Origin of the sequence: Limnoglobus roseus (assembly GCF_008254045.1) — a bacterium.
GTDB classification, from domain to species: Bacteria; Planctomycetota; Planctomycetia; order Gemmatales; family Gemmataceae; genus Limnoglobus; species Limnoglobus roseus.
Window position 1 is genome coordinate 8,832,513 of record NZ_CP042425.1, and the last position, 15,765, is coordinate 8,848,277.

At 65.8% G+C, this 15,765-nt stretch carries 16 protein-coding genes; 10 read left to right on the plus strand and 6 right to left on the minus strand.

Going from position 1 to position 15,765, the window contains the following annotated elements; all coding sequences use genetic code 11:
• The first annotated feature begins 542 nt into the window (after positions 1-542).
• Positions 543-1,850 carry a DNA modification methylase gene (locus PX52LOC_RS37900; protein WP_149114954.1) on the plus strand — a complete coding sequence of 436 codons (1,308 nt, stop codon included), beginning with the start codon at positions 543-545 and terminating at the stop codon, positions 1,848-1,850.
• On the opposite strand, the gene PX52LOC_RS37905 is transcribed toward PX52LOC_RS37900, so the two are convergent.
• Positions 1,807-2,493 (minus strand): hypothetical protein, encoded by a 687-nt coding sequence (locus PX52LOC_RS37905; RefSeq protein ID WP_149114955.1) that lies wholly within the window; start codon positions 2,491-2,493, stop codon positions 1,807-1,809. The genes PX52LOC_RS37900 and PX52LOC_RS37905 overlap by 44 nt on opposite strands.
• A gap of 230 nt (positions 2,494-2,723) precedes the next feature.
• Entirely contained in the window at positions 2,724-3,182 is a 459-nt protein-coding gene (locus PX52LOC_RS41465) for an HTH domain-containing protein (protein ID WP_168219462.1), read from the minus strand.
• 85 nt (positions 3,183-3,267) lie between these two features.
• Here PX52LOC_RS41465 and PX52LOC_RS37920 point away from each other — a divergent pair, with 85 nt between their 5' ends.
• The 4 genes from PX52LOC_RS37920 (at position 3,268) to PX52LOC_RS37935 (ending at position 6,260) form a co-directional block, all read left to right on the plus strand.
• Positions 3,268-3,483: a hypothetical protein gene (locus PX52LOC_RS37920; RefSeq protein WP_149114958.1), complete on the plus strand. Its 216-nt coding sequence runs from the start codon at positions 3,268-3,270 to the stop codon at positions 3,481-3,483.
• Entirely contained in the window at positions 3,473-4,204 is a 732-nt protein-coding gene (locus PX52LOC_RS37925; protein ID WP_315853284.1) for a sigma-70 family RNA polymerase sigma factor, read from the plus strand. The genes PX52LOC_RS37920 and PX52LOC_RS37925 overlap by 11 nt, the downstream gene beginning before the upstream one ends.
• 829 nt (positions 4,205-5,033) lie before the next feature.
• Positions 5,034-5,558: a hypothetical protein gene (locus tag PX52LOC_RS37930; protein WP_149114959.1), complete on the plus strand. Its 525-nt coding sequence runs from the start codon at positions 5,034-5,036 to the stop codon at positions 5,556-5,558.
• Positions 5,559-5,969: 411 nt separating this feature from the next.
• The gene (locus tag PX52LOC_RS37935; protein ID WP_149114960.1) at positions 5,970-6,260 is read left to right on the plus strand and encodes an ArsR/SmtB family transcription factor; all 291 of its coding nucleotides are present in this window, start codon (positions 5,970-5,972) and stop codon (positions 6,258-6,260) included.
• Positions 6,261-6,769: 509 nt separating this feature from the next.
• Here the strand turns inward: PX52LOC_RS37935 and PX52LOC_RS37940 are convergent.
• The 3 genes from PX52LOC_RS37940 to tnpC all read right to left on the minus strand — a co-directional run bounded on the left by PX52LOC_RS37940 (position 6,770) and on the right by tnpC (position 10,131).
• Positions 6,770-8,002 carry an IS701 family transposase gene (locus PX52LOC_RS37940; protein ID WP_149109166.1) on the minus strand — a complete coding sequence of 411 codons (1,233 nt, stop codon included), beginning with the start codon at positions 8,000-8,002 and terminating at the stop codon, positions 6,770-6,772.
• Positions 8,003-8,041: 39 nt separating this feature from the next.
• Entirely contained in the window at positions 8,042-8,626 is a 585-nt protein-coding gene (locus tag PX52LOC_RS37945) for a DUF6891 domain-containing protein (protein WP_149114961.1), read from the minus strand.
• A 128-nt stretch (positions 8,627-8,754) separates the two neighbouring features.
• Positions 8,755-10,131, minus strand: coding sequence for an IS66 family transposase (gene tnpC, locus PX52LOC_RS37950; protein ID WP_149110579.1), 1,377 nt, complete (start codon positions 10,129-10,131; stop codon positions 8,755-8,757).
• A 447-nt stretch (positions 10,132-10,578) separates the two neighbouring features.
• Between tnpC and PX52LOC_RS37955 the strand changes: the two genes are divergently transcribed.
• From PX52LOC_RS37955 to PX52LOC_RS43550, 3 genes are all read left to right on the plus strand, one after another.
• Positions 10,579-11,556: a DUF1559 family PulG-like putative transporter gene (locus PX52LOC_RS37955; protein ID WP_149114962.1), complete on the plus strand. Its 978-nt coding sequence runs from the start codon at positions 10,579-10,581 to the stop codon at positions 11,554-11,556.
• 635 nt (positions 11,557-12,191) lie between these two features.
• Positions 12,192-13,271: a DUF1559 domain-containing protein gene (locus PX52LOC_RS37960; protein ID WP_168219463.1), complete on the plus strand. Its 1,080-nt coding sequence runs from the start codon at positions 12,192-12,194 to the stop codon at positions 13,269-13,271.
• Between the two features lie 781 nt (positions 13,272-14,052).
• Positions 14,053-14,175 carry a hypothetical protein gene (locus PX52LOC_RS43550; protein WP_261345049.1) on the plus strand — a complete coding sequence of 41 codons (123 nt, stop codon included), beginning with the start codon at positions 14,053-14,055 and terminating at the stop codon, positions 14,173-14,175.
• A gap of 50 nt (positions 14,176-14,225) precedes the next feature.
• Here PX52LOC_RS43550 and PX52LOC_RS37965 read toward each other — a convergent pair whose 3' ends face one another.
• Positions 14,226-15,071, minus strand: a complete 846-nt coding sequence (locus tag PX52LOC_RS37965) for a hypothetical protein (RefSeq protein ID WP_149114963.1) — start codon at positions 15,069-15,071, stop codon at positions 14,226-14,228.
• Between the two features lie 124 nt (positions 15,072-15,195).
• Between PX52LOC_RS37965 and PX52LOC_RS37970 the strand changes: the two genes are divergently transcribed.
• Both PX52LOC_RS37970 and PX52LOC_RS37975 read left to right on the plus strand, forming a co-directional pair.
• On the plus strand, positions 15,196-15,441 hold the full coding sequence (locus tag PX52LOC_RS37970) for a hypothetical protein (RefSeq protein ID WP_178132601.1): 246 nt from the start codon (positions 15,196-15,198) through the stop codon (positions 15,439-15,441).
• A 67-nt stretch (positions 15,442-15,508) separates the two neighbouring features.
• Positions 15,509-15,745 carry a hypothetical protein gene (locus PX52LOC_RS37975; RefSeq protein WP_149114964.1) on the plus strand — a complete coding sequence of 79 codons (237 nt, stop codon included), beginning with the start codon at positions 15,509-15,511 and terminating at the stop codon, positions 15,743-15,745.
• The last annotated feature ends 20 nt before the right edge of the window (positions 15,746-15,765 follow it).

The window sequence follows — 15,765 nt, forward strand, 5'->3', positions numbered from 1 at the left end:
ACGTGCGGAACCTTTTTCCAGACTCTTACGTGCGTAGCAGGTGAAATACGCCTTCGTGTATATTTTTGTTTCTCCCATTTAGGCCGGTAGGGGAAACGTTCCGCAGGTCCCACAGGTTCCGCACGATGCTGACGCAACGACGCCTTGGCCCGTCGAACGGTAGGGAGGAGGAGGCTGTGCGCCCGTCTGGCAGCGCCACAAATCGCGTGTGGCGGGACTTCGGCCGGGGGTGATTTTCGGGGAGACCGAAGGCGATCGGCGGCCTGGGGCGATCGATGGTTCCTTCCCGGGCACTTTCAAAGATGAGGCCGGGGGGAAACCCCGCATCCCGTGTCACAGTTTGTTTTCCGGGGGAGAACGCCGAAATCCTTGAAATCTCGGGCGAGTTGTGCGTCACATCCGGCCGCCGCGGCATTACATACCGGTAGCCGCCTCCCGCGGCCGGTGGGCCGAGGACTCCCGTCGGTCGCGGGCCAGCGGCACCCTCCCCGGCGTGTGGGCGGCCGGGGGACGACCCACCACCCCGGTCCGAGGCGCCCGCCGTGCTCGTCCAACTCCGCCCCGTCCGTTCCCTCACCCCGTACGACCGCAACCCGCGGGACAACGCCGCCGCCGTCGACGCCGTGGCCGCGTCCATCCGCGCTTTCGGGTTCCGCGTGCCGGTCGTGTGCGACGAGCAGATGGTCGTGATCGCCGGCCACACCCGCCTCAAGGCCGCGATCAAGTTGGGCCTGACCGAAGTGCCCGTCCACGTCGCCATTGGCCTGACGCCCGAACAGGCGAAGGCGTACCGGATCGCCGACAACAAGCTCGGCGAGTTAGCCGACTGGGACAAGGAACTGCTGCCGCTCGAACTGGCCGATCTGAAGGCCGCCGACTGCGACCTCGATCTGCTCGGGTTCGACCCGGACGAGTTGGCTCGACTTCTCGGCGGGGACGTGCGGGAGGGGCTCGTCGACCCGGACGACGTCCCCCTCCCGCCGGACGCGGCCGAGACGCACCCGGGCGACCTGTGGGTCCTCGGCGACCATCGCCTCCTGTGCGGCGACAGCGCGAAACCCGAGGACGTGGACCGCCTGCTCGCCGGCGCCCCCGTGCACCTGGTGAACACGGACCCGCCATACAACGTGAAGGTCGAGCCGCGGAGCAACAACGCGATGGCCGCCGGCCTGTCGTCGTTCGCCGGCACCACCCACCACCAGTCCCTCGACGTCGAGCGGCACCCCGGGAAGGCCAAGCCGACGCAGAAGAAGCTCCGGGCGAAGGACCGGCCGCTGGCCAATGACTTCGTGACGGACGCCGAGTTCGACCGCCTACTCGACGCCTGGTTCGGGAACGTCGCCCGCGTGCTGCTCCCCGGCCGCGCCGCCTACGTTTGGGGCGGGTACGCGAACTGCGCGAACTACCCGCCGTACCTCAAGAAGCACGGCCTGTACTTCTCGCAGGCGGTCATCTGGGTGAAGGAGCACCCGGTCCTGACGCGAAAGGACTTCATGGGCAACCACGAGTGGTGCTTCTACTGCTGGCGGGAAGGGGCGGCCCACGTCTACCTCGGGCCGGCCAACGCGACGGACGTGTGGGCGGTGAAGAAAGTCAATCCGCAGTCGATGGTCCACCTGACCGAGAAGCCGGTCGAGTTGGCGGCCCGGGCGATGCGGTACTCGTCGCGGGAGGGGGAGCACGTGCTCGACCTGTTCGGCGGGTCGGGGAGTACGCTGATCGCGGCCGAGCAGACCGGGCGGAAGGCGTTCCTGATGGAACTCGACGCCCTGTACGCGGACGTCATCGTCCGCCGGTGGGAGGCGTTCACCGGGCGGAAGGCGGAACGGGAACGCCCAGGCGGGTCATGAGGGCAACGAAGTCGGCCGCCGGCAAGGGGCCGGGCGTCCGCGTCGCCGGGACCCGGCCGAACGCCTCGACCAGATGGCCGTCGGTCACGACCGGCGCCGCCCACGACAAATCGGTGAACAACGGTTCGCACGCAACGAAGGCGCCATTCGGTCTAGCCCGCACGTGATACAGGGCGTCCCACCGACGGAGCACGCGATCATCGCTCAACCCCTTGTCGAACCGGTGGCGGCGGTGGCTCTGGTCCAACGGGTTCGGGCCCGTCTCCGCCACCATGCAGTTGTTCGGGAGCGGCAGGCCCAAGGCCCGGTACCACCGGGCGGCCTCGGGGTGGGACGGCAGGATCTCACGGACGCGGAGCACGGCCGTCAGCCGCCGGTGTCGCATTGTTGCGGGACCGTACCGCGCCTTTACGGCGAAGTACGCCACCGTGTCGCCGACCCGAAGGCGGGGGGCAAACTTGTCGCCGCGGCAAAGGCAGGTGATCGAGGGCAGGGGGTGTTCAAGGTCCGGCTCCCGCCGGATCGAGCCGTCCACGAACGGTGGGATCGAAAAGGCGACCGCAGACCGACGGCCGGCCGCCGTGAGGACCAACGGTTGGTACGTGTTGATGAAATGCCGCGGAGAGGGGTCCGATGTGCTCATCCGGGCGAATGTACCCGGCGGCGATCGGATTCGCAAGGACTCGGGGCGGAGCCAGTTCTTACCGGTGTGGCCGTCCGGCGGTTCTGGAAGTCTGCGCCCGCCGCGGACCCGGATCGCCCCGTCGTCGCCGACGTTCGCGTGGGTGGCGTCCGTGGCAAAGGTCGGAACAAAGGGCCGCAACGAGCCGAGGCCCCGTCAGGGGGCCTCGTGGGGCGACGGGCGGGATCGGGTCAGGCCGTCGCCGCGAACAGGCCCTTGTCGGCCTTGCGGAACCGGGCGGCGGGGCCCTTGGCGGCGATCTCCCGGAGGACGGCGGCGTACAGGGTGGCGTGCGGCGTCTTCCCGGCCGGGCTGGCCCAGTACCCCTTGGCCGCCATCGCCTCGACCATCTGCAGGGTCGTCATCGCGACGCCCGCCTCGCCCAACACCCGCGCCGCCGCGTCGAGGGCGCTGACCTTCTTCGCCACCGCGGGCGCCGCGGCCTTCGGCGGGGCCGGTTTCGCCGGGGCCGGCGGTTCGGCGACCGCCGGGGAATTGTCGGTCTCGAACCGCCGGTCGGGCTTGCGGCCTTCACTGGCTTTGACTTCCCGACCGCCTTCGGGGCGGGGGCCTTCTTCGCCGTCGCGGCCTTCGTGCTTGCCTTCGCCATGATCGTCGTCCTCGCTCGGGGTGGGTCCGCCGCGGCACACCCGCGGCGTGACACGACAGTTACAGCGTGGGCGTGAACCGGGAAGCGCAGGTCGAAGAAAATACCGAGATTCTGAGGGATTCGCCATGCCCCCGGACGACGACGCCACCCCCGGCCTGAACCCCGCCGCCCTGCCCCTACCCGACGCCGCCCGGATCCTGGCCCGGGCCAGCCGCTTGCCGATCACCGAAGGTATGCTCCGGGCCGACCTCGCCGCCGGCGCGCCGGCCAACGGCGACGGCACCGTCAACCTCGTCCACTACGCCGCCTGGCTCGTCGCCCGGGAGGGGCATGGCGACTGACCCCCGACGCCTGCGGCCGGCCCACCTGTGCCGGCTGCTCAACTCCACCCCCCTCGGCGAGGTGATCACCGAGCGGAAGCTCCACGCCCACCGCGCCCGCGCCGGCCTCCGCATCGGCGACCAGGCCATGGACATCAACCCAGGACCAAGGCAAATGGCGGATTCTACTTCAATCGACCAAATGATTCCCGCACCCGGTGAGCTTTTCGCCGCAGTCGATTTGCTCCCGCTAATCTACCAGGAACTCCGCAAACTTGCGGCATCCCTACTACAAGGCGAATCGCCCGGCCAAACACTCCAGCCCACCGCCCTGGTTCATGAGGTTTACCTCCGCCTCGTGGGCACGAACCACGACCGCAAGTGGGCGGGTCGCGGGCACTTCTTCGGGGCCGCGGCGCGGGCCATGCGTCAAATTCTGGTGGACGCGAGTCGCCAGAAGCGCGCGGCCAAGCGGGGCGGGGGCTGGAACAGGTTGGTGCTCGAAGACACTGACCTAATCCCCGGCGTCCCCCCCCGTACCGAGGACTTGTTGTCTGTTGACGAAGCGATGACCCGATTGGAGTCTAAAGACCCGGGAAAGGCACGGATTGTCGAACTGCGGTATTTCGCGGGCCTGTCCGTGGCCGAGGCGGCCCAGATACTGGGGATCTCGACGGCCAAGGCCAAGAGGGATTGGGTCTTCGCCAAAGCATGGCTCTACGGCGAACTCACCCGTGAGTGAACGGCCCGTCAAAAAATTGCCGACAATTTTTCAGTTGACCGCGCCTTGTGGTGCCCCTGTTACGCACTGTTCGGTAGGGCATTGAGCGATTCTCCGTGTCGGGGCGATACCGATGAGCCGTGCCGAAGAGTTTGAAACCATACTCGCGGACGCCGTCGAAATCCCGTCGGCCGAAGGCCGCCGGGCCTACCTGGACCGTGCCTGCAATGGCGATCAAGAGTTCCGCCAACGGGTGGGGTTGTACGTCGACCTGTACCTCCGGTCGGGTGCCTTTCTCGAGACACCGCCGGCGTCTCTGGACGGGGGACGACTTCAACGCCCCGAAGAGTTGGGGCCCGGGATCCAACTCGGGCCGTACGTCCTCCGGGAGTTAGTCGCCGAGGGCGGGATGGGGGCGGTGTACCGCGCAGACCAGCAGTCCCCCATCCGCCGCGAAGTGGCGATTAAGTTCATCCGGTCCGGGATGGACACGCGACACGTGCTCGCGCGGTTTGAGGCTGAGCGGCAGGCCCTGGCCATGATGGACCACCCTTCGATCGCTCGCATCTTTGAGGCCGGCCTATCACCCGGCGGCCGACCCTATTTCGTCATGGAGTTCGTCCGCGGTGATCCGATGCACCAAGTACCGGTTCGAGAAGGAGAAGGACTTCCTCGCGTGGTGTTACACCGCCACGCAGGCGGACTGACGCCGAACCAGACGACACGCCGGCCCCTCCCCGCCCGGACCGGTCGCTCAGCCGGCGGGTGCCGCCCCGCACATCGTCCTTGCCCCGCCAGCCCGACCGGCACGCTCATTGCTCGCCGCCCTCATCCGTATCGAGACCACGCCATGATCCGCGCACTTGTCACCCTGCTCGTTGTCGCCCCGCTGGCCGTCGCCGCCCCGCCGTCGAAGGGGACCGAGGCCAAGTCGCCGCTGACGCTGGAGGCGAGCCTGAGCGGCACGGGCGACGGCGGGCGGGTCGCGTTCTTGAGCGTGCGGCTGGTCGCGGCGGGCGACGCGGTGGTGATGACCGAGCGACTGACGGCCGTCGTCGAGCAGACCGAAACCAAGTCGACCGTGACCCTCCGGCCGGCCGACCGGAAGGACGCCAAAGGGCGGTCGGTCATCCCGATCGCGTCGGCCCTCGGCGGGGTGAGCCTCCGACCGGACGAGGTCGCATCCGTCACCGTCCCGAACACCGCGGACGTGCACAACGTGACGTCCGCCGCCGCCGCGGGGAAGGTCGAGTTGACCGTCGTGTACGAGGTGCCGGACGCCTGGGCCAAGCGGTTCGGGCTGACGGCCGCCGAGGCCCGCGGCGTGGCCACGATCGCGGAGCCGAAGGAGAAGCCGGCGGATCGCCGACCGTAGGCAATCATGAAGTGAGGGTTGGCCACGGGCACAGGCCGGCCCCCAAGTCGCGGCCCGCTCGCCCGGGTCAGATTGGTGGCCGGGCGCGGACTGCGGCGGTTAGCCCCAGACGACAGGGGCAGGCACTCGCCGCGGACCGCGACTACGGCCGGGAGGAGGTTGGCCGAGCCGCGTCGCCAGGACCGCGAGCCTGCGTCCGATTCAACATATCGCCAGCAACGTCGCCTCCCAATCAGAATGGGGAAACTCCGGAGGGTACGGCCCTTCGCCGGGGATATACCGCCCCGTTCCCCTCGCGGATTTTCCCCCGCGTGGCACGAGGCGAGTGGGGCGGATGAACCCGCCCTCTCCCTTCTGTGCGGCCCGCGTCCGACGCCATGACCGACCACCAAACCACCCGCGATGGCCGCCATGCTCGCGGCCATCGCGGAACCGACGCGGGTGCGGATCGCCGAACGCTTGGGCGTGAATCTCGATAACGTCTCGCACCACCTCGGCGTGCTCAAGGCAGCCGGCATTCTGGCCGGCGAGAAGCGCGGCAGACACGTCGAATACGACTTCGCTCCGGGCGTCTTCACGCCGCCTCGGAAGGACAATGACCTCGGCACCCTGCACTTCCGCGAGTGGCGGATCGGCATTGGGCGGACGGCGGGGTTTAAGACGCTGGGCCAACCGTCACGCCGTTCAGTTCGAAGGGACTGATCGACAGCGGGCGTGCCGCCCGGGATGGGCGCGAAGGCAACCGACTCATGCCCGTCCTGACGGGGCTCGGCGACGCGGCGCAGGGCGATCAAGAGAAGCTGTCGCAATTGGCGTTGCCGCTCGGCCAGGTGTGGAACAGCGGGTCGGTCGAAAAGGAGAGTTCAACATCTTCGCCGAGGCCGGCGCGGACCTGCAAGCGTTCACGCCGGCGGCCGCGGTTCGAAGAGTGCCGGCGGGCGATCAATCGGAGAAGCTGGAGGTCAGAGTTGCCCGTTGCAATGTTACGAACACTCAAGCGTACTTGTTTAGCGGGTCAACTCGTTGGGTCTCGTTCGCCGATCGGTTACTCGGATAGCCGTCTCTGCCATTTGATGCCCTTTACTAGTATTACTCCGTTAGCTAGGGCGGCCGCTTGCCGAGAAGTTCGGGCACGGTTTGACGGCAGACCGGGCAGCGGGCGCACCAGCACGCGAGCACCGCTTGCAACTGCTCCCGCAGCCCCGGAAGGGTCAGCCCGGCGAGACTTTTTTTCGGCGGGTCCGGCGGAGGTCTTGGAGGAAGGCGTAAGCCATCAGGACGAGGACGGCGTGGTGGTTCCATCCCCGCCACGACCGCCCCTCGAAGTGGTCCAACCCGAGCTCGTCTTTCAACTCGCGGTAGCTGTGCTCCACCCACCAGCGGCTCTTGGCCGCGGCGACCAATCGCTTCAGGCTCGTCGCGGCCGGCAAGTTGCTGAAGAAGTACTTGGCCGGCTGATCCGCCCCCGCCGGCCATTCGACCAGCAGCCAGCAGGCGCCCCCCGGCTCACGGCCGCTCGACAGCTTGTGCGCCGGTCGGACCCGCCAAGCGGCGAACCGGCCGGCCATCTTTCCCTTGGTCCCTTTCCGCCACATCACGGCGCGGAAGTCCGCCACGCGACCCAACGCCCATTCCTTGACGTTGGGTGATTTCGCCCCGGCCCGGACGCCGGCCGGTCGCGTCGGTGGTCGCCCGGTGCGGCCGGCCGGCGGGACCGGCCCCAGATCGGCGTCGGCCGCGACTACCTTCAACGTCGAGTCGATGCCGACGAAGTACGTCCGGCCGTCGGCCGCCAGTTGCTCGCGGAATTCGGTCACGGTCCCGAACAGGCTGTCGGCCAGCACGACGCCACAAAATCCATGGCCCGCCGCCTGCCGGAGCATAGCTAACGCCATCTGCCACTTCGGCCGGTAGCCGACCGCGACGGGGACGCCGGCCCGGGCCATGCGATCGGCGTCGTCCGCCCACGCTTGCGGCAGGTACAGTTGGGCGTCCAGCCCCACGACCTCTTTGGCCGTCGCGAACTGCAAGGTCACGGCCACCTGGCAACTCGCCACTTTGCCGAGGGTGCCGGTGTACTGACGGGCCACGCCGACGGAGTGCGTGCCCTGCTTGGGGAACCCGGTGTCGTCGATGATGACCACGCCGGCCGTGCCGAACCGGCGGGCGACCCACGCCTGCAGGCCGCCGCGGACCTCGCCGGTGTCCCACGGGCTCTGATTGAGGAACTGCTGAAGGGCTTGCTCGTAGTCCGCGTCGCCCTGCTCGATCGTCTTCAACCGGGCGGCCATCGGCTCGACACTCTTGCGGTGGCCGTCGAGGAGGATGCCCCGCAGGTAGGCATCGCACCATCGCCGGCGGCGGGCGTTGCCCAGCGTGCCCGCGACCTCGTCCAGGAAGGCGGTCAGCTCCCGCCGCAGCTTTGCAAGCTTCCGTGCGTCCATCCCGCCAGAGTACGGCGGGATCGAGACGAAGTAAATAACCTAACGGAGTAATACTAGCAGGCGTGTCTTGATGGCCTCGTCCCAAACCACGGTGAAGCCGGCCGTCTCCAAGGCTCGCTTGATCCGTCGGCCTATTTCGATGCCTTTCTCGTCGTCGCCGCGGATATCGCCATAGGTAAGATGAAGATCACCGTTCTCCATGACCCGCTCCAGATCCTGACCGTGGTAGAAGCAGTAGCCGCCGATGCCCGACTGCTCACCACCAGCCTCGTGGTAGAACTGAGTCACATCGTCTAGGCCGTTGTCCTGGGTATAGCCCGCGTTCTGCAACGCCAGAATGCCTTGCTGCTCCAACAACTCAAAGACTTGATCCAAGCGGTCACAGTCAGTGATGGCTGGCCAGGCCAGCTCGTCCGCACGCTTCTTGCGGAACTCCTCTTCGATGCGAGCTCGGAGCCAGCCGTGATCAAGCTCACCCGGGCTGAGCACAGCCTCGTCGATCATCTCGACGATCCCGTCGGCATCGTAAAAACCCGACCACACGAATTGGCGGACGGATTCAACCGCGACTGCTTCCTTATCCATTCCGGCTCCGCTTCGCTCCTGGTTCTTCTTGGCCGCCACGCACGTACCAACGGCTCTCCCGTTGGTCACCTGTTGGCGACTAATGGACACGACTTCCTTCTCTCCCGCTCACGCATTCTTTCTCCGGCAATCGCATCTGGCCTTCCTCCGTTTCCGGTGCTCGTTCATCACCCGAACAGCGGCGGGCGTGTCAGGAGCCGGTTGCCGAACCAGCGTAACGTCTGGCTGATGTGGTCCACGACCGAGAGCGTCTGGCGGCGGCACGTCTCGAACACGGACATCAGTACGCCCTGCGCCTGCGCACCTGCCGCCGTCCGGTTCCCACCCCAGACCTTACGATTCACTACCGCCGGGCGGATCGCCTGCTCGGCCTTCCAGTTCGTCGGCTCGATCCGCGGGTCGAACACGAACGCGAACCACTGCTCGAAGTGGTTCCGCAGGTGCCGCGCCAGAGTAGCGTACTCCGGCACCGCCCGCGGTCGGCGCACCAGATCCAGCAGGCGGTCGTCGAACGACACCCGATGCGCGTCGAGTTGGTTGTCGGTCCACGTCCCCGGCACGTACCCGTTCCGCCAGTGGATCGCCTCGGTGAACAGCGCGATCACCTGCCGCGGGAAGCGAACGGCCCCGCGGGTGGCGGTCGCCAGCAGGTCGCGGGCGCGGCGGAGCACGTGGGCCACACATTGCTGATGGATCGCCCCCTCGAACCGCTCGTAGGAGGCGAACCCGTCGTGGCTCAAGACACCCGACCAGTCCGCTCCGATCACCCGCTCCAGGGCGTCGGCACTGCGCTTCGAGTCGATGCCGTACGCGGTGGCACGGTCACCGACCCAGGCGTGGAGCCAGGCCGGGTGCCCTCCGACCCGCCACCCCGTCTCGTCCGCCGCGATCTGCTCGGACGACCGCACGTCGTCGAGGATCAGCGTGTAGTCCGGTTCGAGCCGGGCCGCGGCCCGCAGGTCGATCCGGGCGCTGGCCCCGCGGGTCAGGGTGATGCCGAACAGGGTCCGGAAGGCCGACGCGACCTTCCCGTGCGACAGGCCCATCTGGGTGTGCAGGACCGCGGCCGCGGCCTGGGCGTCGGGGCCGACCTGGCTGGCGGCCGCACCCAGGGCGTCGGATGTCTGGAGCGGGTGCCGGCCCTGGGTGCGCTTGCCGCACCCCTCGCAGTGTCCGACGTGGACGCGGAACTTGCGGATCAGCGGCGTGCGGGGGATCTCGGTCTGATACTGGTCGGCGGTGCCGGTCTCGACGAGGCGGCCCCGACAGTGGGGGCAGGCGTCGGGCAGGTGCGCCTCGTGGCACTCGGCGACCTGCTCGGGCGGGGGCGGCGGACGGTGGCCGTGAGTGCCGTGGGCGTCGCCCGACTTGCGGCCGGGCGGCTTTGGGTCGGGCTTCGGCGGCCCCTTGCGGAACGGGGCGGCCTGTCGCTTGCCGGCGCGGACGGCCTCCTCCAGCTTCCGGGTCAACTCGGCGACCTGGGCTTCGAGTTCGGCGACACGCTTGAGGAGATCCCGACAGCGGGGACACGCAGGCTCGTCCATGCCGCGATACTACCAGATCAGCCCGCGTTCGACTGCCCTGGGGCCGGATGGGGCGCTAAACAAGTACACTCAAGCCAACGACACATCAAGGTAGGTCTAGCGTTCGAGGATCCAAGAGTTAAAAGCCAGCTTAAGGGACGAAGATTCAATCCGGAAGCGATCCGGATATTCCCCAGATGAGCGTCAGGGCAATCTTCTACGCCGACCCTGTTGACGAGCGACCTTGAAGGCCGATAATTACTGTGAGGCGTGCAAAGACAAATATCCACATGGATATGTTCACATCCCCACACGCTCGTCAGACTCGCAGGTGTTTGGTTCTATCGAGGTTCCCAAACACTCGTAAGTATTGATCAATTGTATTAACAAGCGATTCCAGGTGCGGAATACTTGTTCCCCCAATCCGGGGGACTCATGTTTTTCGATTGAACCTCGCTCGGGGAAATTATGGCTCTTGTGACAATGCCTCTACGTCGCGTCAAACGGCCTGGCTTCACACTCATCGAATTACTGGTCGTCATCGCGATTATTGCCATCTTGATCGGCCTCTTGCTGCCGGCCGTGCAGAAGGTCCGAGAGGCGGCGAGTCGGGCGAAGTGTACGAACAACCTCAAGCAGATCGGCTTGGCGGTTCACGGGTATCACGACATCAACAACGGGGTTCCGGTTGAGGGCACGAGCCAGGGGATTAGTTGGCCCATGCGGATCATGCCGCACATTGAAGGAGGCTCGGTTTACAACCTCGTCAATCCTCTCTTCCAGACGGCCATCGCCTCGGAAGCCTCGTCCGGACTGTCCACGGCCACGCAAACGGCGTACACGACGGCGTCTCAAAAGGTCGACAGCACGATGTCCGTCCCGATCTTCCTTTGTCCAAGCCGTCGGTCCTCGTCCGTCGGTCCGATGATCGACTATGCCGGGGCATACGCGAGCGGTGTGGCGGCGACGAGCCTGAACACGTACACCGACAATTCCGGCTATCTCACGATTCTCGACACGAGAACGCAGGGTATCAAGGCCATCGGGGTTGCGCTCGGCAACATGACTGCCGGCAGTTCTAACACGATCATGGTCGCCCACAAGTCCCTCCGTCCGAGCCACTACATGGGGAATCAGATCGAACAAGATATGGGATACGCTTATACGAAGTTCAGTTCCAACAAGGGTTCGGGATTTGACCACATGCGATGGTCGGACTCTGGAGGAAGCGGAGCTTCTTCGGGCAAGGGGTACGTTCGAGACAGCGAAACGGTTGATGAAAATCACTTCGGCGGAAGCCATGATGCGGGATCGCCCGTACTGTTTGGTGACGGATCAGTCCGCATGTACCGCTACCTTTACGCAGATTCCTCGAACATGAATGACTGTGCAGTGTTCCAGGCTCTTCTTTCGTACAATCGCTCAATCCTTGTCTCCGCTGAATAACCCCGAAGATATGAGTAGAGAGTTGTAACAACCATACATCGCCTGATGCGCAAATTAGAATTTGCGCATCAGGCGATTCACTTTAAATTGCACCTTACGTGCGTAGGCGACTTACCTGTGTCGAGCAACGCGGTGACCTTTTTGCGATGGTCGGCGGTCAACGACGCCACGAATGCGACCATTCCGTCAATTGCACCGGACGGCCCGCACGGCCCACCTTGGTTCCAGCAATGGACCCCGGCGGTTTTCCGCTTGACGGGACGGGTGTCAGAGTCTCATACCCGGTTCGACGGGCACATCAGCAAACAGATTCTGTCTATATACCTTCCGAAATACCGGCCCTTACGGGCATCTGGGATTTAACGATATTACTATTGGCCAATCGACCGATTGGACACATACTGCTTTAGGATGAAGCTTTTTTAACATTATCATTTCACATTCTTCTGCCTCCGGCTTCTCCGGATATTTACGTGATACATCTATGAGATCTAGATGCTCATGGATCATGGGGCCATCAGCATTCACCACATCCATCTAAAATTGACCGCACGCCTTGCCATCCGCCGACGCCGTCTTTTCACTCTGCTCTCTCATTAGAAGGCTTTGACATGAGAACACGATCTGTGCCTCGTATGAAGGCATTCACGTTGATTGAATTGCTGGTGGTAATCGCCATTATTGCGATCTTGATCGGACTCTTACTGCCCGCCGTTCAGAAGGTTCGTGAAGCAGCGGCCCGGGCGAAGTGTACAAACAACTTAAAGCAACTCGGGATCGCGGTACATTCATACCACGATGCCAATGGGTTCTTGCCGAATCGGCGAGTCATTCGCTATCAAACTCTCCCCACGGCCGCGACGCACGATCGATATTCGCTCATCACGATGATTCTACCTTATATCGAACAAAGCGCTTTAGATTCCAGAATCACAAGTGGTGGGACCACGAGTGGTGGCGTCGCCTTCACCGCGTACTCGAACAATCCATGGGACACGGGTAACGAGATTTTCACCCAAACCATTCCGACCATCCTTTGTCCTTCGGACCCAACGCAAGTCGTAAATGGAAGCGTGGCCGGGCACAACTATCTGGCGTGTCTGGGTGATTCCTTCGGAAGTAACCCCGCGAACGCCGACAATAACGGGGTCGATACCCGGGGGATGTTTCTTTTCAGCAACGGTACGAATAACGGTCGCGTCTCAATGGTCGGCGTGACCGACGGCCTTAGTAACACCATCATGCTCGCGGAACGGCTCCGAGGGGCCGGCGGCGTGGATCGTTCGAATACCGTGGCGAACTGGTCCATCAGCACGCCCTCGGCGTGTACCGCCACCCTGAGTGGGGGGAACAATAATTATGCCACGGGTACGACGTTCACCTACGCCACGTCGGCGAATTACCAAGCCGGTTTCCGCTGGGGTGACGGTGGCATTCTGTACGGCGGTGTGACGACCATCATTCCCCCGAACGGCGCGTCCTGCGTTACGGGCACGGAATGGCAAATCGGGATCAATACCCCGAGCAGCCGCCATACCGGGGGTGTGAATGTCGCGATGGGCGACGGTTCCGTGCGGTACGTCCGCGATACGATCGACGCCGGTGTGAATCAAGCGGCCGTTTCTGTCGCCAACGTTTCCGGCATCAGCCCGTGGGGCGTTTGGGGTGCCCTCGGCACTCGCGCCGGGGGAGAAAGTAACGTCAGTACGGATTGAATTCTGATCGGCTAAGGTTGAGGATTCGGACACCCACGGAATGCACCGTGGGTGTTCTCATTTCTGTCGCATCTCGTGATCACGGCGGTACGGAGGGCGGCAGAGGTGGTGGGGTGGAAGACATGGGGACATGATGGGCAGGCGAGGCCGTCCCGAACTTGTCGTGACGGCCTGATCGACCGGCGACCACCATGGCTTATGACCGCACAGTTCTACCCGTGGTCCGCCACCGAAACGACTGAGAATCTCGTTGTTTTACGATTCGTCCCGACCGGCATTCGGGTTGCGATGGACGGCTTCAGAGTCCTGTTCCCGTGATCGCGAGGTCTACCCGGTTCAGTCTGGGCGGATGTTGAGCCGGGTGCGAACGCGATCACGGGGCGGATTCGATTTCTCAAGTCACAAGAATCATCCTACACCCCCAACGCGCGCCTCCCGCCCGCGATCCCGACGACGGGATTGGGCGAACCTAATCCCGTCCGCAGTCGTGGTACGCGGCGATCAGGCTGGCAGGCGATCGGCTCGCGATCATGCGGGATCTGTTCGGTCGTGCGGTTCAGACGTTGTTCGCGTGGACGAGGTTTGCGGCCCCAAAACCAACGCCGGAAGCGATCCGAGTCGCGGAAAATCGGCGGCGCCCCTCTCCGGGTGATGTAGCCGTCCGGCCAGTCGCCGCCATCGCCCGTTTCGAGGCCGCCCCAGGCAGTGAGGAGGTCTGAGCCTCCCCAAGTTTCGTGGACACGAGGTTAACGGTGTAGACTCAGACTTGAGGAGTCCGCCAATGGCCCGACCGCGTTCGACGTACACGGCCGAGTTCAACCTCGCCGCGGTGAAGATGATGACCGAGCAGAAGCTCTCCGTACCACCCGTAGCCGACACCTTTACCCGGCGAAGGAGGCAATGATGGATCCGACCCCACGATCGCGCCGCAACGTCCCGCCCCGCCGCAGGCACTTACCGGACCCGCAGTAGTTCGACGTTCGACAGGGTCGAGGCCCCCGCGTGGCCGTCGGCCGGGGAGGCCCGCAGCAGGAGACTGGCCGTCAGGTTGTACTCGCCCGGCCGGTCGGGGGCGACGAACCGCACGGCCCACTCGACCGCCTGCCCCGGGGCGATGTGGCCCCACGCCGCCGGCAGGCGGGTCGCCTCGAACTGGTCCGCGGCCCGCCACGCCCCGTGCCGGTCGACGGCCGAGAGGGTGACCTCCGGCCTCGTGCCGGCGACGGGCTTCGCCCCGACGTTCTCGGCCGTCAGCGTCAGGACGACCGGGCCGCCGACGGCGACCCGGTCGGCGGCCCGAACCCGGAACCGCAGCCCGTCGGCGGTCGCGGCCGGGGCCATCCAGACGCGGAGCCTCGGGACCTCCAGCCCGGTCGGCCGCGCCGCACCGGTCATCGTTCCGGGCACCGTCCGCCGGCCCCAGGGCGTTTCGACCCCCTTGTACCGGTCGGCGACGGCGTCGGGCACCCGCAGGGCGAGCCGCTCCTCCGGCTTGTCATCGCCGGATCGTAGATGGAGGGTGCCGTCCCGCGGGTCGGGCGCGAGCGGGGCGACCGGGTCGAGTGTCACGTGCCCGAGGCCCAGCGCGTCCAGCCGGGCCCGGGTCAGGGTGACGGGGACGACGCCGAGCTCGTCGGGCCCGCGGAAGACCGTCGTGCCGGGGACGTCGGCGTCGAGGACGACGACCGCCGGCGACTCGTCGCCCGCGGGGTCCGCCGGGCCGGGGTCGAGGGCCACGAACACGAACCCGACGCCGGCCGCGACGAACAGTACGAACAGGAAGCCGATCACCTTGTGCATGCGAGTCGTCCCGGGTGTGCGCGGCCAAGTATAGTTGACGTTCCCGCACGGGGAGGCCGAGCCTACCGTCACAGAACGCAGGCTCCGCTTGACCCGGTCCGAAGATCAACCGGGACGCGTATACTTGTCGGCGTCGGCCGGGTTCTTGCTCGACCCGCGGCGGCTGACCATCGCCGTTAGCCGGGCCAAGCGGAGGATGGTACTAGTGGCGTCGCGGGGCGTGTTCTCGCTGTCCAGCCCGGACGAGGAGACGTTCGCCAACGCGCAACTGTGGAAGAACCCGCTCGCCCGCACGTGCACGGCCGAACTCTGGGCGGGCGATCAGGGCGGGGTCCGCGTGACCGTGTGGGGCGGTGACGGCCGGCCGTAACACGGCCCCGCCTCTCGGTTACTGGCGTCGACGCGATCGAGCCCCCGGAGAACCGCAGGAGATCGCCATGCCGGCAGAAGCCGTTGTGGTGCGGTCGGGTGCCTCGCAAGTGTTCGTCGGCCTGGAAGACTGGCCGGCCGCCGGCGGCCGGCCGCCTCGCCCGCCCGGCTCCTGCCGCCGCACGTGCGGGTACGTCGGCTGGTCGGACGTGCCGGCCGGCACCGCACCGACGACCTTGACTGCCGGTGCTTGGCGTGCGCCGGGCGGCCGGCCGCCGTCCACGCCGCCAGCCAGCGACGACTAACTGTGAATGTGCGACGTCTG